Source organism: Paracoccus sediminicola (assembly GCF_027912835.1).
Classification (GTDB): Bacteria; Pseudomonadota; Alphaproteobacteria; order Rhodobacterales; family Rhodobacteraceae; genus Paracoccus; species Paracoccus sediminicola.
In genome coordinates this window covers 2,817,549-2,842,744 of record NZ_CP115768.1, presented here as the reverse complement: position 1 = coordinate 2,842,744, position 25,196 = coordinate 2,817,549, and the positions used below count along the sequence as shown (strand labels likewise).

Genomic DNA, 25,196 nt, shown 5'->3' with positions numbered 1-25,196 from the left:
CGATGGCGAGAAAGTCCAAATCCAAGATCAAGCCGCTCCCCTTCGGCCACAAGCTGGTGCTGAACCAGTGGATCGTCAGCCTGTTCGGCTTCGATCCACTGAAGGACCACAAGGACGGCAAGCGCACCCTGCGGCCGGTGCAGCCGCTGGCCAAGACGGTGAAGGACGCGCCCGAAGGCATGACGTCCGAGAACCTGCACCATTTCTACAAGGCGCTGGACGTTCACCTGCAGGCGGGCGCCCAGATCACGCGGGCAGACCTGCTGCGCTACGAGCACAACATCGTCAGCCACACGCTCGCGATCAACGAGAAGCGCGACCGGCCGATCGTCTGGAAGTACTACCAGTGGCTCTCGCTGCTGTTTGCCGAGATCTATCTCGACCGGTTCTTCGCCGACCGCGCGGTGCTGCTGGACTCGCTGAACGCCTATGTCGATGAATTCGACAAATACTGGACCGATGCGGGCTACGAGCCGGGGATCACGCCCTACGAGCTCGACGATCTGAACAAGCTCTGCCTGCAGAACGCCACCGGCTCGGGGAAGACGCTGCTGATGCACGTCAACTTCCTGCAATTCCGGCACTACGCTTCGAAGTCGCCACTCAAGCACGACCTTACGCGGACGGTGCTGATCACTCCGAACGAGCAGCTTTCCCTGCAGCACGCGCGCGAGATGAAGGGCAGCAATATCGTCGCGTCGCGCCTGCTGACGGACAGCGGCGACCTGCTGTCCTCCGGCAAGAACGGGTTGCGCCAGGTGGACTACACCGAGGTCACAAAGCTCGGTGACACCGACGGGCCCAACGTCATCGCGACGCGCAATCTGGGCGACCAAAACCTGCTGCTTGTCGACGAAGCTCATCGCGGGTTGGGAAGCCAGGAAGAGCGCGGCTGGTTCCGAAGCCGCGCCCGCCTGTCGGAGAAGGGTTTCGTTTTCGAATATTCGGCGACGCTGAAGGAGGCTGTCACTGCCGCAAAGCGTCCCGAAATCGAGGCATCCTACGCGAAGACGATCCTGTTCGACTACTCGTACCGGTACTTTTACGAGGACGGCTACGGCAAGGACTACCGCATCTTCAACCTTCCGAGGACCTTCTCTCAGCTTGAATTCTCATACCTGACGGCGTGTCTTCTGAGCTTCTATCAGCAGCTGAAGCTCTACGAGGACAAGCAGACGCTCTATGCGACTTACAACATCGAGAAGCCGCTCTGGGTTTTCGTCGGTTCCAGCGTGACCAAGGCCACCGGATCCAAGGCTGAGAAGGCCACGGTTTCTGACGTAGGCAAGATCCTCGCCTTCATCGCGAAGTTCCTGAAGAGCGAGGGTACATCGGCCGCCGAAATCGAGCGGATCCTCACCGGTAACGCTCAGGAGACCGGTCTCCTCGATGAGAACGGCGGCGACATTTTCGCCGGCGGTTTCGTCTATCTGCAGCAGCTCATGCTTAGGGAGGGCTGGAAGTCCGGCGACCTGTTCCGAGACATCCTCGAAAAGCTCTTTCAGAATCGGGCCGGTGGCGAGTTGTCGATTGCCCGGATCAAGGGCGACGAGAACGAGATCATGCTGCGTGTCGGTCAGGCCGAAAGGCCTTTCGGGCTCATCAACGTCGGCGATGCATCCGGCTTGGCGACCCATATCGCTGAGCAGGGGTTCGACAACGTCGCGGTCCTGGAATCCGAGTTTGCCGAGACGATGTTCGGGCAGATCAACCTCTCCAGCTCCCCGGTCAATCTGCTCATCGGTTCCAAGCGTTTTGTCGAGGGCTGGGATTGTTGGCGCGTCAGCACCCTTGGTCTCATGCATGTCGGCAAGAGCGAAGGCGCGCAGATTATCCAGCTTTTCGGGCGCGGCGTCCGTCTAAAGGGGTATGACTGGTCGCTCCAGCGCAGCGGCTTCGCCACCCCCACCCATCAACCGGAGCTCATCCAGTACGTCGAGACACTGAATGTCTTCGGGATCGAAGCCGATTTCATGGAGCGTTTCCGAAAGTTCCTCGAAGAGGAAGAGCTGCCTCGCAACGATCAGAAGCAGGTCTTCACAGTTCCGCTGACGGTCACATACGACTTCGGGCAACGCCTCAAGGTGCTGCGCCCCCGAAAGAAGCGCGGTGACGGTCGCGAGTACGATTTCAAGAGGGACGGCGCAGTGCCGGCCCTGACGCTGATCCCAGAAAAGATACGCCACAAGGGCGTCGCGATAGATTGGTATCCCCGCATCCAGTCTCTTGAGTCCAAGAAGGGCAGCAAGCTGGGCACCAAGGAGGAGACCGTTTTCGAGGCTGGCCACCTGAACTTCCTAGACTACGATGACCTTTTCTTCCGTCTTGAGAAATTCAAGCGTGAGCGCACCTGGCACAATCTCAACATTACGAAGTCCATGATCAGAACGCTGCTCACTGACCGGACCTGGTACAAGGTCGTCGTGCCTTCGGGTAAGATGGAGTTCTCGGATTTTGGAAACGTCGCGCTCTGGCAGGAGATGGCGGCGGAGCTGTTGCAGAAATTATCGGAAGAATACTACAACTACTGCAAGGCAGCCTTTATCGAGCCACGTCTTGAACTCCGTGAGATCGAAGCCCGTGACGGAAGCCTGCCTGAAGCGGAGGAATACCAGCTAATCGTCGATGCCAGCGAAGCCGCGCTCATTAACGACATCCAGAACCTCACCGGCGAGATATCGGCTCGAAAAGCCGGGGTGTTACGCGCTGGCGACTTGAAAGGCTGCCTGTTTGGTGCGCATCTCTACGAGCCGGTGCTTCATGCGACCAAGGGAAGCAAAATACAGATTGCGCCGGTTTCATTGAATGAGAGTGAATTCCAGTTCCTGGATGATCTGCGCCTCTTTATCGAAAAGGATCAAGCGCGGCTGGCGTCAGAAGGAATTGAACTATTCTTGCTTCGCAATGAGAGCCGTGGGCGCGGGGTGGGCTTCTTTGAGGCGGGAAATTTCTATCCTGACTTCCTTCTATGGCTCGTGAAGGACGGCAGACAGCACTTGGCTTTCGTCGAGCCCCACGGCCTGCAACATGAAGGTCCCGGCCACAAGAAGATCGAGTTTTATCAGGTCATCAAAGACATTCAGGCAAGGCTCGCCACTGAAAACGTCACATTGAACAGCTTTATTGTCACGCCAACGCGCTTCGGCAAGCTGAACTGGGGCAAGACGATCCACGAATTGGAAGATATGCACGTGTTATTTATGGACGATCAGCGGGACACATATGTCTCGAAGCTTGTTCAAGAAATGACCCAATAACTTTGCGGTTCAGTGTTGAGAAAGTACGTTTCAACCCGGAGATGCGAGATTGATCAAGATCTTACACACTGCCGATATTCACCTCGACTCGCCGCTGACCTCTTTGGCGCTTCGTGATGAGCAACTACGTGCAAATATACAATCTGCCACACGCTCGGCTTTCGTTAGGATTATCGACACCGCCCTCTCGGAGGACGTGGCGGCACTTTTGATCTCTGGCGACCTATATGATGGCGCGCAGCGCAGCGCCAAGACGGCGGCCTTTCTGACAGCGCAACTTGAGCGGCTTCAGGTGGCGGGCATCCCTGTCTTCTACATCAAGGGCAACCATGATGCAGAAAACCCGATTACAGGCGAAGTCACGCTGCCCGATAACGTCCATGTGTTTGACGGTCGTGGCGGCAAAGTCCAGTTGGCCGATACCGATATCTGGATCCACGGTGTGAGCTTCAGCGGCAAGCACGCTCCAGACAGTCTTCTCAACAAATTCGCCGCGCCCGTTTCCGGTGCGGTCAATATTGCGATTTTGCATACCTCTCTTGGGGGCGCCGTCGGGCATGACAATTACGCGCCCTGTTCGGTGGCTGAGCTTGCAGCCATGGGTTTTGACTATTGGGCGCTCGGCCATGTGCACAAACGGCAGGTGCATTCTGAGGCGCCCTGGGTCGTGATGCCCGGTATCCCACAGGGGCGTGACATCGGTGAAGCAGGGCGCAAATCCGCCACGCTTCTGAGCATTGATGAGGAAGAGATCACGGTAACGGAAATCCCAACCTCGGTTGTCTTATTCCTAAGCCATGCCGTTGATCTCTCTGGCGCTGAAAGCGATGATGATATCCGTCAGAAAATCCGGGCCGATCTTCATGAAATGACCTCGGAGCTTGGCCGTGCGGAGCGCACAATCTTACGGCTTTCGCTGGCTGGGCACACAACCAGGCACTGGCATGTGCTCCGAGACCGGGACGTCTGGTTTGAAACTGTCACGCAAATCGCGGAAGAAACGGGCCGGCTTTGGGTTGAGAAACTCAGCTTTGCGCTTGAGGCGCCCCGAGTGGCATCTGACAAAAGCGCGACAGAGGAGCTCGGTCAGCTCATGGCCAAGATAGCGGCTGAGGATGGGTTTGTGGCCCAGGCGCAGGCAGAAGTGGAGGAGGTTCTATCGCAGTTACCCTCTGCATGCCGGACCGCGCTCCTGTCGGATCCTGCAGCGCTTGCAACTCTTACAGACGAACTGGCGAAAGCCGGATCAGAGCATCTCTTCGCCTCGATGAAGGGAGCTTCTGAATGATGCGTCTGCGTCGGCTCGATCTGGAGTTTTTCGGCCGGTTTTCCGGCAAGTCATTCGATTTTGGAGCGCGCCGTGACGCCAACACGCCGGATTTCCATGTCATTTATGGGCTGAACGAGGCTGGCAAAACCACGACCATGGAAGGCTATCTTCGGTTGCTCTATGGGTTCCCGCACCGCGAGCCCTACGATTTCTTGCATCAACGCAAGAACCTTCGCGTGACGGGGCTCTTGGATATTGATGGCGCTGAGACAAGCTTTACGCGGATGCCGACTCGCGATCCCTCTCTGCGCGATGCCGAGGGCCGGGAATTGCCAAACAGCGCCTTGCAGGCCCATCTTGGCGGGCTGTCTGAAGACGATTACCGGAACCTGCTGTGCCTTGATGATTTGACCATCGAAAAAGGCGGCGAGGAGATTACGAAAGCCAAAGGCGATATCGGGCGCCTGCTGTTTTCAGCCGCGGCAGGGATCAGCGAGCTTTCCGCAGTTCTCGACACCGTGCGAGAGCAGGCCGATACCCTCTATCGCAAACGGGCCAGCACAACCCGGCTCGCGGCTTTGAAAAAAGAACTGGCCGATGTCGAAGGACAAATCCGTGATCTTGACATCTCCGCCGCGCAATATCGCAGCTTGAAGAAGGCGCTCGGCGTGGCATTACAGGAGGAAACCGAGGTTTCCGGGCGGCGTAAGGAGTTGTTTGCGTTAAAGGCGCAATTAGAGGCCAAACTTCAGGCGCTGCCGATCCTGCATGAGATTGATGAGCTTGATGACAAGCTGGCGGATTTTGAAAACTGGCCGACGCAGCTGAATGTTGACCCAGAGGATCTGGTTCAGATGCTCGCCAACCAGACTAAGGCCACCGGCGACATCACCAAGTTCAAAGAAGAGCTGGAAAGTCTTCGTGCGGAACTGGGGGCGATCAAGCATCATCCGGAGCACGTGGCACTCGCGCAGGCGCTGGAAGACCTCGATCCCCTGAGAAGCAAATATGCGGCCGCCCAACTGGACTTAGACCGTCGGCGAAAGAACCGCGATCAGGTTCTGGTTGATATGGGTATCGCCGTTCGCGACATGGGCATCACCGAGGATATTGACCCAAAGGCACTTGTCCTGCCGGCCGCCACCTTGTCAGAGCTTGAACAAGCGCGGGATCGGATGCGTGATGCTGATGCCGCTGTCAGGCATGAGCAAGATGAGGTCGCGACCCTCAATGACAAAGTCCGGTTCGCGAAGACGCAGCTCGCCGAGCTGAATGACGGCACATCCGCTTCTGCTGACTTGGCTGATCTCTTCGAGCGCTTCGACATTGATACGCTTTCTGCGCGCTATGCAGCCGCGTCAGAGGCGTTGAAAACCGCGCGTGGCGCACGACATGTGGCATTCGATGCGCTCACGCTCAAGGGACAGAGCTTTGAAGCTCTGCCGGTCAGCCCCTTGACCGCTGAGGAGGCGGAAGCACAGCATAGCGAGCTGCAGATTACCGTTCAAAAAATCCGTGCTGCAGAAGAAGACGTCAAGTCGATTGAGGCCACCGTGGAGGAACGCGCCGCGCGGATTGCCGTCATAAAAGACAGTGATGGGTTGGTTGACGATGCCGAGGCCCGCCACCTGCGCACAGAACGCGACGCGTTTTGGCAGGCACATCGGGCAAGCCTGAGTGCTGCAACTGCAGACGCGTTCGAGGGTGCCATGGCGCGCGTTGACACAGTGACAGACCTGCGGCTCTCAAAGGCCGCCGATCTCGGGACACTGCGCCAACAAGAGCAGGATCTTGCATCCGATCAGGCAAAGCTGGAAACAGCGGCACAGAAGGTCGCCATACTCACACGAGCGCGCGACAAGATACTGGAACGAATGGCCGGTGCGGCGCGCGATGCGGGCATCAAAACCTCGATTACCCCCGACACCTTCTGCTCTTGGCTGCGCAAACTCGATCTCGCCAGGCAAGCCCAAGACACGCTGCGCAGACTAGAAGCTGAGCACCAGGATACATTTCAGAAAGCGGATCGGTTAACCCAAGCGCTTGCGGCGCATTTCAATCGGGATACACCAGAATTCGAAGAGCTTGTCGGCGCCGCAAAAGCGAGCCTGACAGCGCAGCGTAGCCATCAAGAACGGCTACGAAGCGCTTCATCGCGGCTCAACGATCTTACGCAGGACCACCAAAGGCGCACCGATAAACTCTCAGCGCTTGAAGACGTAGCCACGACTGCCCGCGGCGATTGGCTCGCGCTGATCAAACATGTGCTGCCGGACATCATCGACGTGAATGCCCTCGAAAACGCGCTTAAACCCCTCCAGGATTTGCGCGAGCTCGACACGCAAAGGGGGCTGCTGGAGCGGCAAATCTCTTCCATGGAAGAGGATCAGGCCCAATTTGGCAAAGGCGTCGAGGCGTTGATCGCGCGCCTTGGCACCATGACCCTTGGCGAGCCAATGGCTGATTATGCCGAGATGAAGGCGCTGGTTCAGAGCGCTGCTGAGGCAGAAAAAACGGCCGAGGATTTAGCAAAGCGCATCAATGCGCATGAAGCGTCAATGGCGGCGGCGCAAAAAACCCTCGGCGATATCAACCGCATGGTGGCTGAGCTGGCGCGTGCCTTTCCCGACGACGTTGACACGGGATCTCTCACCGCTCTGCGGCAGGCTGTCAATAGGGCTTCGGACGTTATCGACAGCCGGTCAAAACGACTGGAACAACAGCGAAAGGTCGCCACACTTCTTGATCTCAAGAATACCGAGGAAGCGCGTTCTTTCCTCACTGGTGCAACACAAGCCGGATTGCAGGCCCAGCTGGATGAGGTCATTGCCGATCTTGAGGGCATTGATACGCACTACAAGGCGGCAATTGAGACCCGCAGCGCGGCCGAGCAACAGCTCCGATCCATCGGCGGTGACGCTGATGTTGCCCTTCTCGTCGAGCGCAAGGCGACCATTGAGATCGAAATGCAGGAGAATGCCCTACGGCATCTCGAGCTGAGCCTCGGCCACCGCCTCGCAGAGACAGCGATCCGCCGATATCGCGACGTTCATCGCAGCATGATGATGCAAGCTACCGAAACCGCTTTCGCGGAACTAACCAACGGCGCCTATTCAACGCTCCAAACCCAAGTGGATGGAAACTCAGAAACCCTTCTTGCCATTGATTCTGCAGGAATGGCGAAGCAGGCCCAAGACATGTCAAAGGGCACCCGGTTCCAGCTATATCTTGCCCTAAGGGCAGCAGCTTATGAGCAATTGGCAGATCAGGGGGCAGCGCTTCCCTTCTTTTGCGATGACATTTTCGAGACTTTCGACGAGGAGCGCACGCGTTCAGCCTGCCGCGTCATGGAGCGGATCGGGCGGCGTGGGCAGGCAGTCTACCTGACTCATCACCAGCACGTTGTCGATATTGCGCGAGATGTCTGCGGCGAGGGGGTGCAAATTCATCAAGTGGCCTAGTGTTAGGGCTGGCAACCTCATACCATCTTCCACCTTTCCGCCCTCAACCCAACAGGCACAGTCGGGCCTTCACGGCCGCCTCGATTGAAGACATCAGCGCCCCAGGGAAATCGCCTGGCAGTCGGTTGAGGGTGGCATCAACGCGCTCGAGCGCGGTATCCTGCAATTCGTCGAATAAGCTCTGCACGGCCGCGCGGGACAATCCGGAATGCACGCCGGTTTCCGTAAGGTGGCGCCCCACGATATCCGCCACCTTGTAGTGATTTGAGTTGCCGAAACTCATGGCGAGCCGGAACTGCTTTCGCTCGATCTGCCGAGCGTCGACGGTCGGCTGAACGGTCAGGATGTCGTACAGCGGCGTCAAGCGGAAGCGGCCGCCTGGCAGGAGGCTGATGCTGAAGTTCTTGCCGTGCCCATCCGTCGCGCCCAGAAGCCAGAACAGGACATTCGCTTTGAAAAAGTCCCTCCGGTCTGTGTTGGCGTCATCACTCCCGAGCAGCAGGCTCATGATGTCCGCGATCCTTGGGCCGCCCTCGTTCTGATACTTCTGCGTGGGCACCACGGACAATGCTTGGCAGCAATCTTCCTGCGGCAGGCGGATCAACCGGCCATCAGACGTCCATCGCCGATCGAACCGCTCAACGACCAAGGCTTTCTTCTCGCCGAACCGCGCCATTTCGGCCTTGGCGACCCGTAGGCCGAAGGCCTCCATCAACTTCAGGCACAGGAATTCGTTTTCCACGCTGTCGGACAGATCCATGCCATTGGGCAGCCGGCCGATTTGCGGCTTGATGATATGCGTGGTGGGCGTCGTGCCGGTTGGTTCGATCCACTGACCGTCCTTGCGCAGAAGGGCCGTTTTTTCCTGAGCGCCTGCGACAGAAATGCGGACATCATTCTCACGCCGAATGCCAAGCGGCGCGATGTCGAGATCGTTCAGAATGGCTTCGATCTGCGCGTCGTCCACCGTCTCACCGCTAAGTTCGTTCATTGGCTGTGGGGATTGCCCATCGGGTAGAAACTGCAACGCGCCGATACAATCGCGCCCAATCTGTGACAGCAGGCTGAAGGCATCCACGCCTTCAGCGCCAACGCGCTCCGCGACCCGACGGCGGATCAGGTCACTGTCGGGCAACAGATTGTCGAATACCGCCATCACCGGCGCGCCGACGGTGCGGTTTTCCTGCAGCGGCAAGGACAGGGAAACAGGCATCCGGTGCTCCCAGTCGAGCCATTCTCGGGCATAGGCGAAACTGATGCCGCCTGAGGACTCCCGCACCAACTGGCCGACAAGCCGCGCGTTCAGGAACACGTTCAGCGGTGTGTAGCTGCGCTTGCGGCCCATGTCAGAAAATATCCTCGAACCCGTCAGAGGCACCCTTGCTGCGCTCGGTGACCGTGAGTTCAAGATCAAGAGCCGCGAGCAACTCGAAGATCGTTTCCAGCTTGGTACCGCCGCTGCCGTTCTCGATCTTGGAGATGGTCTCTTGCCAAACACCGCTCATCGCGGCGAGGTCCGTCTGGGTCAGGCTTTTGGCCTTTCGGGCCTCGCGAATGGCATGGCCGATGTTTTTTGGCGTGCGGACAAGATGCTTCATGGCGGTTCTCCCATAACGCCAAATGGCCCATCGATCATAATTTGTCAATATGGCTTCGAAGCCATAAATCAATTCTATGATCCATTGATCATAAGTGCCAGGTATAGTTCGGGCCTGATTTTCGAGTCTGGTAAGCAAGCTCATGGATGCAGACCCGCCGCAAGTACTTGCTCAGCCGTCACCATTTTCGAGGCAATGAGCCCATCGATTTGCCGTTGGGTGATATGGCGGCACAGGGGGTGGCGGTCTCGGATCCATCCGACAAGATTGGCGCGCCCTTTGGTTTCAGCCTCCACTGCTTTCTCGCGGTCAGCCTGTATTTGCGTGAGCCTCGTCTCCCATCGGCGCATCTTGAACCAGTTGTCCGAGAAACAGACCTTGCTACGCGTATAGCCCTCGCTCTCTTTCGCGTAGGCCTTCACCGCCTGTAGCAGGTCATCGGGGACCGCGCTTTCCTTCAACGCTGCTGAAATTAGGCTTCGGGTCGTCCGTCGGTTCCTGATCCTGTCCTTCGGGTAGGCTGCAAGGATCTTTTCGGTTTCAGGGTTCTCTACCTCCTCCGCCGCCTCGCGTGTGCGCGTAGGTTGTTTATGGATGGTTTTAGGGTGGTTTGGGGTCCGCTGTGGACCCCGTACCCCGTCCACTATGGACCCCGTACCGGGTCCAGGCTGGACGGGGTCCATGGTGGACCCCGTGTCGAGCTCGGGCTCACCGATGGATTCAAGCGTACGAATGCGATCAATCATGATGCGGTAAACGACGGTATAGCCGTTGCGGCAGGGACGGCGCCCGGTCTCAACAAGGATGCCTTCGCTCAGGAAGTCGGAGATGGTCCGCTTCACGGTCGTCTCCCCCAGTTCCGTGTGGCGCTGGATGGTTCCTTTTGAGCACCAAATGCCTGAGCCGTCATCGCTGGCCTTGTCGGCCAGGAACATGATGATCTGCTTGCGCGCGGCACTGCCAAAACGGCGCTCGGCGCATTCATTTGCGATACGCCAGCTCATTGGACTTCTCCACCCCCACAACAATAGGGCAGCGAATTCTTCGCAAGCGAGCTTTTTGCCGTGGTGAACGAGCAGAACTTCTCCGACGGCCCACCCAACATGTCAGACCCAACCATAACGGCAGGAAAGCCATCTAACTTGCCTTGAGCAGCAACGGCATGGTATGCAGACAAGCGTAGGAACTGTCGTTTTCCAACGAAATGACGCCGAGTGCAGTGGCCGCTGCCTCGGCGTTTTTCTTTTTCGGTTCTGCGGTTGGACAAGCCGGGAAATTCCCCAATGTTTTCAATGGGGCAAGGTTTCGGGGTTAGACAGTCTAAGTGTCTGTTTTTGCTGGAGCGGTTTATCTTCTGCCGGGGTCACCAACGCTTTTCGCAATCGCCTTCCCCCAGCCGGCCCTCGGCGGCGTCGGACGCGCCTCGCTCGCTTTTCCCTCACCGGCAGGGCGAGCATGGCGACACAGCTTGACGCGAGGCTGCATTCCCATAACGTCGCCTGATGAGCGAAATCGGCGGCGAGGCTCGGCTACGCGGGGCGATGCGGGGTCGGCGGCAGGATCATCTTCAGGCAGGACTGTTCGGCGCCGGGCTCGCAGGATGTGCCGCGTTGCTGATCTGCTGCGCGGCGTTGCGGCCGATCGGGGTTTCCGGGTGGGTACTGCCCGTCATCGGGTTCGTGCTGCTGTGGCTGCTGATCCGGGGGCTGATGGTGCGGCACTACCCGCTTCACCGGGTCGGGCCGGCCAATACGCTGACCATGATCCGCGCGGCCATGATCCTCAGCCTGACCTCACCGCTCTTGTCAGGCATGGCGGCGGGCTGGACTGTTGCGGCGATTGCCAGCGTCGCCCTGGCCTTGGACGGGATCGACGGCTGGTTGGCGCGGCGCAGCGGGCTCGCCTCGTCATTCGGCGCGCGTTTCGATCTCGAGATCGACGCGCTTCTGGCGCTGCTGCTGGCGGTGCATGGCTATCTCGGCAGCGCCGCAGGCGCGCCGGTCCTGGCGCTCGGGCTGGTAAGATATCTCTTTGCAGCAGCCTCGATGGTCTGGCCGTGGCTGACGGCACCGCTGCCGCAGCGCTGGCGACGTAAGGCGATCTGCGTCGCGCAGCTGGCAACGCTGATCCTGCTTCAGCTGCCCGCCCTGCCGGGTCCGCTTGCGGACGGGTTATCATGGGCAGCGCTTGGCCTCGTCCTCTGGTCCTTTGCCGCCGATATTCTGTGGCTCCGGGCGCGGCGGTGATGAGGCCGGAGGCGGTTCAGCCACCCGGCCCGCTGCGCGCGGCTTGTGCGGCTCTGGTTCTGTGGTTCGTGCTGGTGCTGCCGCATCGACCCGAAGATCTCTCTCCCGAGGCGCTGCTGAGCCTGCCGCCTGAACTGCCATTGCTGTTGGCACTGTCGGTGATGCTGGGGCGTGGCAGGACCGGGCGCATCCTGCTGGTGTCGATAACCGCGGCGCTGGTCTCGATCGTGGCACTGAAAATCGCCGATCTGGCGACGCGGGAGGTGCTTGGGCGCAGCTTCAACCCGGTGGCGGACCTGCCGCTGATAGAGGCCACGCGGCGCATCCTCGCCGGAAGCTTTGGCACGGCGGCGACGCTGATCCTTGCGCTGGCGCTGATCGCGTTGCTGTCGGGGCTGGCGGTGGCGCTGTGGTGGGCGCTGTCGGTCTGGGCACGGATCGCGCCGAGACTGCGCCCGGCCGCGATCCTGACGCTCGGCGCCGCCGCGGCGGGTATTTTCGCACTGAGCGGGCCGGTCGGCGGCAGCACCGAATTCGCCATCCGCACCGCGCAGACCGCCCGGCAAAGCCTGACTGACCTGCGCGCCTTCCGCGCTGCGGCGCAGCGCGATCCGCTTAAAAGGCGGGACGGTCTGCTGAGCGCTATCAACCGCGACGTTCTGGTAATTTTTATCGAGAGCTATGGTCGGACGAGCTTCGATACACCGTTCTACGCGGACACGCATTTGCCGGTGCTGCGCAAAGCCGAAGCGCAGCTGCGACAGGCCGGGCTGTCGATGCGTTCGGGGTTTCTGACCTCGCCGACGCAGGGCGGGCAGAGCTGGCTGGCCCATGCGAGCTTCGCCAACGGCCTTTGGATCAGCGACCAGTCCCGCTATCTTGCCGCGCTGGCAAGCGGGCGGCAGACGATGTTCCATCATGCGCAGCGCGCGGGGTTTCGCACCGCGGCGATCATGCCGGCCATCACCCTGCCCTGGCCAGAGGCGCAGCGCATGGGCTTCGATGATGTGTTTACAGCGGCTGATCTGGGCTATCGCGGAAAGCCGTTCAACTGGGTGACCATGCCAGACCAGTTCACGCTGGCGGCGGCTGACCGGCTGCTGGCAGAGGGCGACACCGATCCGCGCCCGGTCTTCGCGCAGATCGCGCTGATCTCGTCCCACGCGCCATGGGTGCCGATCCCGTCCATGATCGACTGGGAAAAAATTGGCGACGGGCAGATCTTTAACGAGATGGCAGAGGCAGGAGACCCGCCGCGCATCGTCTGGCAGGATCGCGCGCGGGTGCGGCAGCAATATCGCAAATCCATAGACTATGTTCTGCGCGTCGTGACCGGCTATGCGCTGCGCCATGCCGATGCGCCGCCGCTCATGATCGTTCTGGGCGACCATCAGGCTGCGGCCAGCATCGCGCTGGACGACAGGCGCGACGTGCCGGTCCACCTCATCGGCCCCGAGGCGCTCGTGGCCCGCAGCGCGGCATGGGGTCTCGCGCCAGGGCTGGTTCCGCCGGCTGACACTGATCCGCTGCCGATGGAGGCGATGCGCGATCTGATGCTGCTCGGATTCTCCGACGCCGCGAGGGTCGCGCCGCCATGACGACGCGCCGCCTTCTGCAGATTGGCGTGGCGCTTGCGCTGATGGCGCTGCTGTGGATGCGGCTTGACGGCAAGGCGGCACTGCATCTGCTCCGCGAGGCGCGGCCGGGCTGGCTGATCGCGGCGCTGCTGATCTTGTCCGCGCAGACCCTGCTTTCTGCGGCGAGGTGGAGGCTGACCGCCCGGCAACTCGGGCTGCGCATCCCGCCATCGCTTGCGGTGAGGGAGTATTATCTTGCCCAGATCGTCAACCAATCCCTCCCCGGCGGCGTTCTGGGCGATATGGGTCGGGCGGTGCGCTCGCGCCGGGCCGCCGGGCTGACCCGCGCCGCCGAGGCCGTGGTGATCGAACGCATGGCAGGTCAGGCCGCGATCTTCGGCATGATGCTGACGGCGGTGCTGGCGGTCACGCTTGTGCCGGGCGGGCTTGGCTTGCCGACAGCGGTTCTCGGGCTTGTCTCCGCCATCGCCGCTGCGATCCTGATCCTGACGCTGGCCTTGCTGTATCTGCCTGGCGAGAGGATGCGCCATCTGCGCATTGCCGTCGGCCGGTCCATGGGCCGCGAGGTTCTGCCCCTGCAGATCGCGCTGAGCCTTGGCACCGCCACGGCAAATCTTCTGGCCTTCGACGCCTGCGCCCGCGCAACCGGCACCGCATTGCCGCTTTCGGCGTTGATGGTGCTGGTACCGTTGATCATCACCACCATGCTGCTGCCGATCTCGATCAGCGGCTGGGGCCTGCGCGAAGGCGCGGCGGCGGCGCTTTTTCCACTGGCCGGTGCAAGCAGCGAGGCAGGGCTCGCCGCGAGTATCGCTTTCGGGCTGGTCTTTCTGGTCAGCACGCTGCCCGGCATCGCGATTTTGCTGGCGACAACTCGCCGCAGGGTGTCACGGGATTGAACTAATCATTTCTCCCGACCGTTACTCCGATATTGGCCTTTGACCCAACCAGAGCGGAGCCCCGGCATGAGCATGACATTTTTGACGAGACGCCGTCTTCTGGCGGCGGGCGGTGCCGGGCTGGCCGCGCTGCCCCTGGGGATGCGCCCGATGCGGGCGGCTGCACAGACGCCGGTGAGCCTGCAACTGTCCTGGCTGCATTCCGTGCAGTTTGCTGGCAGCTATATCGCGCAGGACCGGGGTTTCTGGCGCGATGCCGGGCTGGAGGTCGCGCTGCAGCAGGGCGGACCGAACGCGCCGGTGGAACCGCCAGTCGTGTCTGGCAATGCTCTCGTCGGGATCTCGGCAGCGGATTACACCGCCGCCGCCGTGGCCGAGGGGGCGCCGTTCAGGATCATCTGCGTGGCGATGCAGAAGAACCCCTTCGTGATCGCCTCGCTGCCCGAGAACCCTGTCAATGAGCCCGCCGATCTGGAGGGCAAGCGCATCGGCATGGCGCTGGCCAACACGCCGGTGCTTCAGGCGCTGTGCAGCATCAACGATGTGGATATCGATGCGATCGAGATCGTGCCGACGCAGTATTCTGCGCAGCCGCTGGTTTCGGGCGAAGTGGACTGCCTTCTGTGCTGGGAAACCGATCTGCCGGTGGCGATGGCCATTCAGGGCATCGAATGCATCACCATGCTGATGGCCGATCACGGCTATGCAGTGCACAGCCAGACCTATATCGCCACAGAGGACAGCCTTGCCAATCGCCGCACTGAGCTGGTCGGGCTGATGGCGGGCGAACTGCGCGGATGGGAGGCCTATCGAAGGGACACCGACGCCGCGGCGCAACTGACGCTGGAGATGTTCCCGGATGCCGGGCTGGATCTGCCGACGCAGCAGCTCCAGGCCGAGCGGCAGGTACCGCTGATGTTTTCCGAGCTGACCGACGAGAACGGCTTTGGCTGGTGGACCGACGATACCGTCGCCGCCAATATCGAAACCCTTGCGCTGCTTGGGCGTGAGGTCTCGCCAGAGCTATGGGATCGCTCGATCCTAGAAGAGATCCATGGAAGCTGACGCGAACCCGGATGCGCCGCCAGAGATCGTCTGCACCGGGCTGAGCAAGGCCTTTCGGGGCGGGGTCCAGGTTCTGCCGCCGCTGGATCTGACCTTTGCCGCGGGGCACACGACCGCCATTGTCGGACCCTCCGGCTGCGGCAAATCCACGCTTCTGCGCCTTGTCGCAGGGCTTGAGACGCCGAGCGGCGGCACGGTGCGCATCGGTGGCGCGCCGCCTGAACGGATGCAGCGCGGCGGGGCGATCTCGATGGCGTTCCAGGACCCGTCGCTGCTGCCCTGGCGCACGGTCAGCGGCAATATCGCCCTGGCCCGGACACTGGCCCGCAAGCCAGCCGACCCGGAAGCCGTTGCGCGCTTGATCGGGCTGGTCGGGTTGAGCGGTTTCGGCGACACACGCCCCGCGGCGCTGTCCGGCGGGATGCGGCAGCGCACCGCCATTGCCCGCGCCATGGTGACCCGGCCGAGCCTGCTGTTGCTGGACGAGCCCTTCGGCGCAGTGGACGAGCTGACCCGTCGCCAGCTTGCACAAGAGCTGCCCCGGCTGTGGGAAGAACGCGGCACCACCACGCTTCTGGTCACGCATTCCGTCGATGAGGCGGTGCTGCTTGGCGACCGGGTGCTGGTCATGTCGCCGCGCCCCGCCCGGATCGTGGGGGATATTTCCATCGGCCTGCCTCGTCCGCGGCGGGCCCATATCACGCGCAGCGCGGCGTTTCAGGAACTGACCGCCCGCGTCTCCGAGGCACTCGCCGAAGGGGTGCATGGCATTCACGGCCAGGCCGCCGAATGACCGGTGCGGCGCAAACCGATCTGCGGATGGCGCGCATCCGCGGCGGCGTTCCGACCGCGCTCGGCATTCTTTTTCTGCTCATGCTATGGGAAACGGGCGCGCAAGCGCTGAGCGGCAGCTATATCCTCGCTGCGCCGTCCGAAGTTTCGGGATGGCTGATGCAGAACGCCTCGCTGTTGGGTCGTGCCGCTGGTGAGACGCTGGGCAATGCGGCATGGGGCTTTCTCGCCGGCAATCTGGCCGCCGTCGCGCTTGCCGGGATCGCGCTCGCGTGGCCCTCGTCGCAGAGGCCCGTGATGGGGCTGGCGCTGCTGGTCTTCTGCCTGCCGCTCGTCGCCACCGGCCCGATCCTGCGTGTGCTTCTGGGGCCGGGGAACGGGCCGCAGATCTGGCTGGCAGCGCTCGCGGTCTATTACACGACGCTGATCCCGCTGATGGTCGGTCTGCGCGCGGCGCCGTCGGTCTGGCTCGATCTGGTGCAAAGCTATGGCCGCGGGCGTTGGGCCGAGCTGGTCTATATCCGCGCCCGCGCCTCGCTGCCCTATCTGTTCGCCGGGCTTCAGATCGCCGCGCCTGCCGCGTTTCTGGGCGCAATGGTGGGCGAGTTCACCGGCGCCGAACGGGGCATGGGGGTGCTGACGGTCCGGTTTCTGCGAGCGATGGATGTGCCCGCGATCTGGGCCTTGGCCAGCGTGGCGGCGGCGATCTCGATCATCGCCTATGCCGCGATCGGCTGGCTGGCCGAGCGAGTGTTGCAGGACAAGCCGCCCGTGATCCTCGCCCCGCCCGCCGCCGGGCCGGCGAGCAGCGTCACGCGCGTCGTGCTGCGCGCCGCGGTGATCGGCGGCCTGGCACTGCTGTTCTGGTGGGGCGCGATGGAGCTTTTGGGGCTGAACAGGTTTTTCGCGAAGCGACCCGGAGACGTATGGGGTGCGCTGTTCCTCGCCCCCGATGCAGCCCAGACCCGCGAGACCCTCGGCGCAGCGCTGGCCGAAACGGCGATATTTGTGCTGCCGGGTTATCTGGCCGGGCTGGCACTTGGGGCCGGGCTGGCGGTGCTGCTGATCCTGATCCCGGCGCTCGCTTCGGTGGCGATGCCCGTGGCGGTGGCGCTCCGTTCGGTGCCGATTGTCACCACGGCGCCGCTGATCGTGCTGGCGCTCGGGCGCGGCGCACTCGGCACGGTGGTTCTGGTCGCCGTCATGGTGTTCTTCCCGACCTTCGTCGCCTGCCTTCACGGGCTGAAGCAGGGGCCGGGGCAGATCATGGATGTGTTCGACAGCTATGCCGCGGGCCCGCTGCGGCGGCTGATCCATGTCCGCATCCCGGCGATGCTGCCTGCCTTTTTCGCGGCCGCCCGGATGAGCGTGCCGGCCGCGATCCTGGCCGTGACTGTGGTCGAATGGCTGGCGACCGGACGAGGCGTCGGAAGCCTGATGGCGCTGTCGGCGTCGCTGTCGGATTACGACATGCTGTGGGCCTCGGTCGTCGCAGTGGCGCTGCTCACGGTGCTGTGCCACGCCGCCGTCGCCGTGCTGGAACAGCGCGTGCTGAGCGTCTATGCCGCCGAACAGGTCGGGCGATGACCACGCTTCGCTCCGCTGTCTTCGCCATACCGGGCGATATCAACACGGTGACGGGGGGCTATATCTATGAGCGCCGGCTTCTGCAGGGGCTGTGCGATCAGGGCCGCGATGTGGAGCATCTGGAGCTTCCGGCGAGCTTCCCCGACCCCTCGGAAGCCGAAATGGCGGCCGCGATCGATCAGTTGCAGGCGCTGCCCGAGGACCGCGTGCTGATCCTCGACGGGCTGGTCTTCGGGGCCATCGCCACGAGGGGTCTGGCCCGGGTCCGCGCGCCGATCCTTGCCATGATCCATCACCCCCTGGCACTTGAAAGCGGGCTTGATCCGCAGCGCGCCGATCACCTGTTCCGCACCGAGCGCGACAATCTGCGTCTCGCTCGGCATGTGCTGGTGCCGAGCCCGCATACAAAGTCAATCCTCGTCGAGCGATACGGCGTCTCGCCCGACCATATCAGCATCGCGCGCCCCGGAATCGACAAGCCGCGCCGTGTCACGGCGCGTGTGTCTCCGCCGCTGATCCTGTCGGTCGGGATCCTCCATCCGCGCAAGGGGCATGATATTCTGATTGCAGCCCTGTCGCGACTGGCCGATCTTGACTGGCGCGCGGTGATCGTCGGCGGGCGCTGGCATCCGGATCATGCCGATGAGCTGGCGCAAATGATTTCGCGCGGCAATGCGTCGGATCGGATCATACTGGCCGGGAAGCTGCCGGATGACGCGCTGCAACGGCTCTTCTCCGAAGCGTCGATCTTTGCGCTTGCGACGCGCTACGAGGGATATGGCATCGTGTTCGACGAGGCTCTGAGCCATGGCCTGCCCATCGTCAGCTGCGATACCGGCGCGGTCCCCGATACGATCCCCGAGGCCGTGCGCCTGCTCGTGCCGCCCGACGACAGCGCCCGCTTCGCGGATGCTCTGCGCCAGTTGCTGGAGAATGAAGATGAGCGCGCGCGGCTTTCCGGGGCGGCGGCGCGGCTTGCGTCCGGTCTTCCGGGCTGGAGCGATACCGCCCGTGCCGCGGGTGCGGTTCTGGACGGGCCAGCATTCGGCTGAACGATCGCGCTTAGCCAGCTGCGGATAGCGCTTTGGGAAGCAACCCGCGACGGCGCATCTCGGCGTCCAGAAGTTCATGTTCAGCCTTCTGAAGCGGTGTCAGCGTCCGCAGCTTGGCGTGGTGATGCCACATGCGCGCGATCTTCAGATCCTGCGCAAAACCCATTAATCGGCGCTGCGGCCATGAAAACCGCCCGTAACCTTTCAAAAACTCGCGGCGATCGACGGCTCGACTGTCCGGCCATGGGCGTCCCTGAAAAGCCGCGTGATGGCGATAGACCATCAACACGGTCAGAAAATCCGCCAGATCGAACACCGGCATGCCGCGCCGCCGCGCCGTTGGATCGAAGGGAATAAGCCCGTTCGGACCGGCGAAGATATTGCCAATATGATAATCAGTATGCAGCAGAGCATGGCCGCTGCGCCGGATCCCGAGCCGGCGGCGGCGGCGGGCCAGTCTGCGGTCGAGTTCCCGGAAGCAGGACCCCTGCGGGTCGATCAGCAGCGCGCCCTCCATCGCCGGATCACGCAGCGGCGTCGTCCGCCAGGTCCGGTCGTGAAGACGTCGCAGCCATCGGCCCGCCGCCTGGATCAGTTCCAGCCGGTTGGGTTCATGCATCATCTGTTTGACAAGTGGCGCGTCGACCCACTCCATCGCGAAAAAGCGAGATTGCGGATCTAATGCAAAGGCGCGAAGCGACTCTCCCGAACTCTCTGCGAGCCGCTGAAGCGCATGATATTCGTTGATCGTCTTGCGCGGATGGGCGCATTGCTTCACGGCAAGCTGGCGACCATCCGCAGCACGGGCATGGAATACGGCCTCGAAGCCCTCGGATTTATCGCGGCTGACCACCCGTCGCAACTGCCAGGAGCCTTTTTCGCGGCTGGACAGAAACGCGGCAATGTCACGGATCAGCGCCGCGTCTTTTGCCTCGGGCATTTGACGCTCCATGCCTCCCCCTTTTTTGCTGTTGTTAACAAGCTAAGGGTCAGAGCGCCGTCGGTGAAGGTCTATCCACAGTAAATTACTCGGGATCACGCGGAAGCCGCTGAACCCGGTCAATATTATTCTGGCAATATCTTGTCGTCAGAAAGCAACCTGATCGGCCCCTTTCAGCGACAGGATCTCGCGCGCCTCGTCCGGCGAAGCGATTTCCAGCCCGAGACCTTCGATGATCTGCCGCACCATCCCTACCTGCTGGGCATTGCTTTCGGCCAGCTTTCCGGGCCCGGCCCAAAGCGAATCCTCCAGCCCGACGCGCACATGCCCGCCCATAGACGCCGAGATCGCGGCGATGGGAAGCTGGTTCTTCCCTGCGCCAAGGACCGACCACCGATACTGATCGCCGAACAGCCGGTCGGCGGTGCGCTTCATATGCATCACGTCCTCGGGATGCGCGCCGATCCCGCCCATCAGCCCGAACACGGTCTGGATGAACAGCGGCGGCTTCACGAAGCCCGCATCCAGAAAATATTTGAGATTATAGAGATGAGAACTGTCGTAACATTCGAACTCGAAACGCGTGCCGAGCGCGCCGAGCGTGGTCAGAATATGCTCGACATCGCCGAATGTGTTGCGAAAGACGATGTTCTTGTTGCCGAGATACTCGCGCTCCCACTCATGTTCCAGCTTGGCGTCGAAACGGTTCAGCATCGGAAACAGGCCGAAATTCATCGTTCCCATATTCAGCGAGGCGACCTCTGGCTGCCATGTTTCGGCGGGGCGGATTCGCTCTTCGATGGACATGGTTGGCGCGCCGCCGGTGGTGATGTTCACGATGCAGGGGCTGCGCTGCTTGATGATTTGAAGAAAGGGCTTGAACGCCTCGGGCGTCTGGTCGGGCCGCCCGTCTTGCGGATCGCGGGCATGAAGATGGACGATCGCCGCCCCGGCTTCGGACGCCCCGATCGCGGCATCGGCGATCTCTTCGGCGGTGACCGGCAGATGCGGCGACATGGAGGGCGTGTGGATCGCGCCTGTCACGGCGCAGGTGATGATGGTCTTGCGTGTCGTGGCCATGAGATCAGTCCTTAGTCCTCGGTGTCATATCGTCTGAGATGCCGATCCAGAGCGGCCAGTTTCGCATCGCGCTGCGCGCTGCGCTCAGGAACATGATCGGCCGGGGGAAAGGCAGCCGCAAGCCGTTCTGCCGTCTGCGCCGTAAAGGCCTCGCCCCGCGCAGCACTGTCGGCCAGCCCGGCCATCATCGGCCCGTAGCGTTCAAGGTAGTCCGGCACGCCAGCCGGCGCGTTGAGATAGATCGTCTCGAGCGGGCCCATCAGCGTCCAACGTCGTCCGAGCCCGTGCCGCATGGTGTCGTCCAGACCCTCGACACTGACGATGCCCTGACCGATCAGCGACATCGCCTCGGCCAGCACCACCGCCTGAAGCCTGTTCAGGATGAAACCGTCGATCTCGCGGCTCATGCGCACCGGCACCTGCCCGACGCGGCGATGCAACGCCTCGGCACGGTCCATCACCTCGGGCGCGGTGTCCGGCGAGGGACACAGTTCGACCACCGGCACCAGATGGGGCGGGTTAACCGGATGCGCCACCAGGATGCGCGCACGGCCCTTTAGTCCCTCGCCGAAACGCGAAGCGACAAGCGCCGAGCTGGATGACGCAAGGACCGTGTCGGGCGCGGCGATCCCGTCCATCTCGGCGAAAAGCGCCTGCTTCACCTCCAGCTTTTCGGGCCCGTTCTCCTGCACATAGGATGCCCCGGAAAGCGCATCTGCCAGACTGTCGAACACCGAGATCTGTTCGCAAACCTCCTCCGCCATGCCGACCGCCCGCAGCATCTCCGCGATGCGCGCAGGCAGCGCGCGACGCAATCCGGCATCGGGGTCCCAGATCCGCACCGGAAGCCCCGCGCGGGCAAAGACGATGGACCAGCCCCTGCCGATCAGCCCGGCGCCGATGATCGCGATGACCGGCCTGTCCTGATGTTCCGTCACAGCCACAGCACCTCCCGCCGCAATTCCAGATTCTCCGACAGCTCTCGCGAGGGGCCTTCATGGAAGACCCTGCCCATCTCGAGCGCCACCGTCCTGTCCGACAAGGCAAGAGCGAGATCCAGATTATGGTCGACGATGACGATCGACAGCGTATCGCGCAAGCGGTCGAAGGCCTGGAAAAGCTGCTCGACCACGGCCGGGGCCAGCCCTTCGAAGGGTTCATCCAGCAACAGGATGCGCGTGTCGCCCGACAACGCCCGCGCCACCGCAGCCATTTGCTGTTCACCACCCGAGAGCTTGTCGGCCTCGGTGTCCATCCGCTCGGCAAGGCGGGGGAAGAAATCCAGGATCTGCTCTTCGCTCCAATGGCTGCCCTCGCCGGTGCGGCGGCGCAGGCGACCGAGTTCGAGATTTTCGCGAACGGTCATTCCGGCGAAAAGGCCCCGGCCCTGCGGGACATAGCCGATCCCGGCCCGCGCGATGGTCGCAGAATCCAGCCCGGCCAGCTCACGACCGTTGAGCGTCAGGCTGCCCGAGCTGATCGGCGCGATGCCCACCATCGCCTTTAGCAGCGTGGATTTGCCCGCCCCGTTCCGGCCCAAAAGTGAAAGTATCTCGCCCTGTCGGATCTCGAAGCTGACATCGTGCAGAATATGGCTCTTGCCGTAATGCACATTGACCCGATCAAGCACCGCGATCGCATCGCCCGGCTGGCCGTGGTGAACCCCGGCGGCGACCTCGGCGGTGCCAGAGCCGATATAGATCTCGCGCACCTCGTCGGAATTGCGGGCCTCATCGACGCTGCCATCCAGCAACACCCGGCCCTCGTTCATCACTGTCACATGATCCGCGAGGTCGAACACGCGGTCGATATCATGTTCGACCAGAAGGACAGGAATATCGGCCGAGACCTGCTTGATGAGATTGCCGACCCGCTCTCGTTCGGCCACGGACAGACCGGCAAGCGGCTCGTCTGCCAGAAGCACGCGCGGCTGCGAGGCCAGCGCAATGCCCAGATCCAGCAGGCGCTGCCCACCATAGGAAAGCGAGCCTGCCTGCGCCGCTTCCATACCGCCCAGACCCACCCATTCGAGGATCGCCGCCGTGGTCCGGTTCACCTCATCGAGGCGCTGCGCATTCAGCCACGGGTTCATGCGCCGCTTATCGCCAGCCTGCACGGCGAGGCGCATATTCTCTTTCACCGACAGATCCGGGAAAAGATTGGTGATCTGAAACGAGCGTCCCATCCCCATATCGGCGACACGGTCGATGCTTTGCCCGGCGACCTGCTGCCCGGCAAGGGTCACACTGCCGCTGTCGCTGCCAAGCGTTCCGGTCAGAAGGTTGAAGGCCGTGGTCTTGCCGGCTCCGTTCGGGCCGATCAGCGCGTGAAGACTGCGGTCCGCAACCGAAAGGTCGATCCCGTCCACCGCCTTGAAGCCGCCGAAGCTCTTGCTGATCCCGCGCGCCTCAAGCACGGTTCCGCCGCCTTCTTCCGGCGCGCGGCGCAGCATCTCGGGCAGCGGCAGCGCCTCGGCTCGGCGTCCTGCCATGGCGGCATCCAGATCGGGACCGGGGCGCAGCCTGGCCATCACCTGACGGCCGATGCCGATCAGCCCGTCGCGGGCGAACAGGACGAACCCGATGAAGATCAGCCCGAACCAGAGCAGCCAGTTTTCGGCGTAGATCGACAGGTATTCCCGGAACAGGATATAGAACAGCGCCCCGAGTGCCGGGCCGAGAAAGCCGCGCATTCCGCCGATCACCGTCATCGCCAGCAACTCGCCCGAGAACTGGATCGACATCGGTTCGGCCGAGGTCAGCCTGTTCTGGAACAGCAGCAACCCGCCCGCCAGCCCGGTGACCGAGGCCGAGACAACGAAGGCCGCCAGCTTGTAATGCCGGGTCGGATAGCCGATGGCGAGGCTGCGTTCCTCGTTTTCGCGTATCGCCTCGAGCACGCTGCCGAGCGGCGAATTGACCAGCCTCAGCAAAAGCACCGCGACCGCAAACAGGATCAGCGCGACGAGGATATAGAAATTCCAGCCATCGTTCAGGTTGATCCCGAAAAGCGGCGGGCGCTCGACGCCGCCCAGACCGTTCTCGCCGCCGGTCAGCCCGGTCCAGCGAAACGCTACGGCAAAGCCGAGTGCCGAAAGCGCCAGAGTCATCAGCGAGAAATACACACCGCGCCGCCGCAGCATGAGCACGCCGAAACCCGCGGCGAAAACGGCCACGATCAGCACCGCACCGAGAAGCGGCAGCAGCATCTGTTCTCCCGGCATGGCTAGCGCGATCAACGCCGCTGCGTAAGCGCCGGTCCCGAACCAGGCGCCGTGACCGAAGGAGACCAGGCCCGTATAGCCCGCCAGAAGGTTCAGACCCATGCAGGCCATGGCGAAGATAGCGACCTCCGAGGCAGAGGTGGTGGTCAGCCCGACCGCAAGCAGCAGGAACGGTAGCACGATCAGCGCGGCGGCGAGCACGACGAGGTTGCGATAGGATGTCATCTGTTTACTCGAAACGCAGGATCCGCTCGCCCATCAGACCGCGCGGACGGATCAGCAGGACGATGAACATCAGCAGATAGATCGCGGCAAGCGACCATGACGTAAAGCCGAGCGCGGTCACGAAACCCTTGACCAGCCCGACAAGCAGGGCCGAGACGACCACGCCCCAGAAAGACCCGAGCCCGCCAATCACGACGACGACGAAGGCAGCGGTCAGCACCTCGATCCCCATCGCCGGATGCACCGGCACGATCGGCGCCATCAGCACCCCGGCCAGGCCGGCCAGCCCGATCGCGATCGCCGCCACTGCCGAGAGATAGGGCCGCAGCGAGATGCCCATGGCCCCCAGAATATCGGGGTTCTGAATCCCTGCCCTGACGATCCGCCCGAAGGCAGTGCGGTTCAGCAGCAGCCAGAGCAGCGCAACCGCGGTGACGGCCACGACAATCAGGAAAATGCGATAGCGGGAATAGATGAAATCGCCCATGGAGACCTGTCCGCGCAGCAGCCCGGGCATGTCGTAGGCCAGAGGCGCCGAGCCGAAGCTCCATCGCAGGGCCTGCTCGATCACCATTGCCAACCCGAATGTCAGCAGCAGGGAATAAAGCGGGTCCACCCGATAGAACCGCGTGAACAGCAGCCTCTCAACCGCCACGCCAATGCAGGCCACCATCAGCGGCGCGACGATGAGCGCGCCGAAAAAGCCCAGATAGGGTGTCACGAGCACGGCCATATAGGCGCCAAGGGCGAAGAACGCCCCATGCGCCAGGTTCACGATGCCGCCGAGCGAGAAGATCAGCGACAAGCCGAGCGCAATCAGCAGATAATAGAATCCGTCGAGCAGACCGTTGAGCAGCTGCGACACAAAAAGAAACACCGACATGAGGTCACCCCGGTTGCGTA

The 25,196-nt window shown here is 62.3% G+C and carries 18 protein-coding genes; 10 read left to right on the top strand and 8 right to left on the bottom strand.

All coding sequences use genetic code 11. From position 1 onward, the window contains the following. Nucleotides 1-2: 2 nt before the first annotated feature. Genes PAF18_RS13915 through PAF18_RS13905 form a run of 3 tightly spaced genes read left to right on the top strand, consistent with a single transcriptional unit; the run spans nt 3 to nt 7,988 of the window. Nucleotides 3-3,257 (top strand): DEAD/DEAH box helicase, encoded by a 3,255-nt coding sequence (locus tag PAF18_RS13915; RefSeq protein ID WP_271116295.1) that lies wholly within the window; start codon nt 3-5, stop codon nt 3,255-3,257. A gap of 49 nt (nt 3,258-3,306) precedes the next feature. Further along, nucleotides 3,307-4,545 (top strand): metallophosphoesterase family protein, encoded by a 1,239-nt coding sequence (locus tag PAF18_RS13910; protein ID WP_271116294.1) that lies wholly within the window; start codon nt 3,307-3,309, stop codon nt 4,543-4,545. Beyond that, nucleotides 4,542-7,988 (top strand): ATP-binding protein, encoded by a 3,447-nt coding sequence (locus tag PAF18_RS13905; protein WP_271116293.1) that lies wholly within the window; start codon nt 4,542-4,544, stop codon nt 7,986-7,988. The genes PAF18_RS13910 and PAF18_RS13905 overlap by 4 nt, the downstream gene beginning before the upstream one ends. Nucleotides 7,989-8,031: 43 nt before the next feature. Here the strand turns inward: PAF18_RS13905 and PAF18_RS13900 are convergent, their stop codons facing one another. The 3 genes from PAF18_RS13900 to PAF18_RS13890 form a co-directional block, all read right to left on the bottom strand. Continuing rightward, nucleotides 8,032-9,333, bottom strand: a complete 1,302-nt coding sequence (locus PAF18_RS13900; protein ID WP_271116292.1) for a type II toxin-antitoxin system HipA family toxin — start codon at nt 9,331-9,333, stop codon at nt 8,032-8,034. A 1-nt stretch (nt 9,334) separates the two neighbouring features. After that, entirely contained in the window at nt 9,335-9,586 is a 252-nt protein-coding gene (locus PAF18_RS13895; protein WP_271116291.1) for a helix-turn-helix domain-containing protein, read from the bottom strand. Nucleotides 9,587-9,726: 140 nt separating this feature from the next. Further along, nucleotides 9,727-10,590 carry a hypothetical protein gene (locus PAF18_RS13890; protein ID WP_271116290.1) on the bottom strand — a complete coding sequence of 288 codons (864 nt, stop codon included), beginning with the start codon at nt 10,588-10,590 and terminating at the stop codon, nt 9,727-9,729. A 498-nt stretch (nt 10,591-11,088) separates the two neighbouring features. On the opposite strand from PAF18_RS13890, the gene PAF18_RS13885 reads away from it, so the two are divergent. The 7 genes from PAF18_RS13885 (at nt 11,089) to PAF18_RS13855 (ending at nt 18,825) form a co-directional block, all read left to right on the top strand. Then, on the top strand, nt 11,089-11,832 hold the full coding sequence (locus tag PAF18_RS13885; protein ID WP_271116289.1) for a CDP-alcohol phosphatidyltransferase family protein: 744 nt from the start codon (nt 11,089-11,091) through the stop codon (nt 11,830-11,832). After that, nucleotides 11,832-13,430, top strand: a complete 1,599-nt coding sequence (locus tag PAF18_RS13880) for a sulfatase-like hydrolase/transferase (protein WP_271116288.1) — start codon at nt 11,832-11,834, stop codon at nt 13,428-13,430. The genes PAF18_RS13885 and PAF18_RS13880 overlap by 1 nt, the downstream gene beginning before the upstream one ends. After that, the gene (locus tag PAF18_RS13875; RefSeq protein WP_271116287.1) at nt 13,427-14,329 is read left to right on the top strand and encodes a lysylphosphatidylglycerol synthase transmembrane domain-containing protein; all 903 of its coding nucleotides are present in this window, start codon (nt 13,427-13,429) and stop codon (nt 14,327-14,329) included. Before PAF18_RS13880 ends, PAF18_RS13875 begins: the two co-directional genes overlap by 4 nt. Nucleotides 14,330-14,395: 66 nt before the next feature. Continuing rightward, nucleotides 14,396-15,394, top strand: coding sequence for an ABC transporter substrate-binding protein (locus tag PAF18_RS13870; protein ID WP_271116286.1), 999 nt, complete (start codon nt 14,396-14,398; stop codon nt 15,392-15,394). Further along, nucleotides 15,384-16,187, top strand: coding sequence for an ABC transporter ATP-binding protein (locus PAF18_RS13865; RefSeq protein WP_271116285.1), 804 nt, complete (start codon nt 15,384-15,386; stop codon nt 16,185-16,187). Before PAF18_RS13870 ends, PAF18_RS13865 begins: the two co-directional genes overlap by 11 nt. A gap of 26 nt (nt 16,188-16,213) precedes the next feature. After that, on the top strand, nt 16,214-17,773 hold the full coding sequence (locus tag PAF18_RS13860) for an ABC transporter permease (RefSeq protein ID WP_434802262.1): 1,560 nt from the start codon (nt 16,214-16,216) through the stop codon (nt 17,771-17,773). Then, nucleotides 17,770-18,825, top strand: a complete 1,056-nt coding sequence (locus tag PAF18_RS13855) for a glycosyltransferase family 4 protein (RefSeq protein WP_271116283.1) — start codon at nt 17,770-17,772, stop codon at nt 18,823-18,825. The genes PAF18_RS13860 and PAF18_RS13855 overlap by 4 nt, the downstream gene beginning before the upstream one ends. Before the next feature lie 10 nt (nt 18,826-18,835). Here the strand turns inward: PAF18_RS13855 and PAF18_RS13850 are convergent, their stop codons facing one another. The 5 genes from PAF18_RS13850 to PAF18_RS13830 all read right to left on the bottom strand — a co-directional run bounded on the left by PAF18_RS13850 (nt 18,836) and on the right by PAF18_RS13830 (nt 25,176). After that, a complete protein-coding gene (locus PAF18_RS13850) occupies nt 18,836-19,777 on the bottom strand; it encodes a phosphotransferase (protein WP_271116282.1) in 942 nt (313 codons plus the stop codon). Nucleotides 19,778-19,912: 135 nt separating this feature from the next. Continuing rightward, nucleotides 19,913-20,845, bottom strand: coding sequence for a 3,5-dioxohexanoate:acetyl-CoA acetone transferase (gene kce / locus PAF18_RS13845; protein WP_271116281.1), 933 nt, complete (start codon nt 20,843-20,845; stop codon nt 19,913-19,915). 11 nt (nt 20,846-20,856) lie between these two features. Further along, a complete protein-coding gene (locus tag PAF18_RS13840; protein ID WP_271116280.1) occupies nt 20,857-21,783 on the bottom strand; it encodes a 3-hydroxyacyl-CoA dehydrogenase in 927 nt (308 codons plus the stop codon). Beyond that, nucleotides 21,780-24,293: a branched-chain amino acid ABC transporter ATP-binding protein/permease gene (locus PAF18_RS13835; RefSeq protein WP_271116279.1), complete on the bottom strand. Its 2,514-nt coding sequence runs from the start codon at nt 24,291-24,293 to the stop codon at nt 21,780-21,782. The genes PAF18_RS13840 and PAF18_RS13835 overlap by 4 nt, the downstream gene beginning before the upstream one ends. A 4-nt stretch (nt 24,294-24,297) precedes the next feature. After that, nucleotides 24,298-25,176, bottom strand: a complete 879-nt coding sequence (locus PAF18_RS13830) for a branched-chain amino acid ABC transporter permease (protein ID WP_271116278.1) — start codon at nt 25,174-25,176, stop codon at nt 24,298-24,300. Nucleotides 25,177-25,196: the final 20 nt, after the last annotated feature.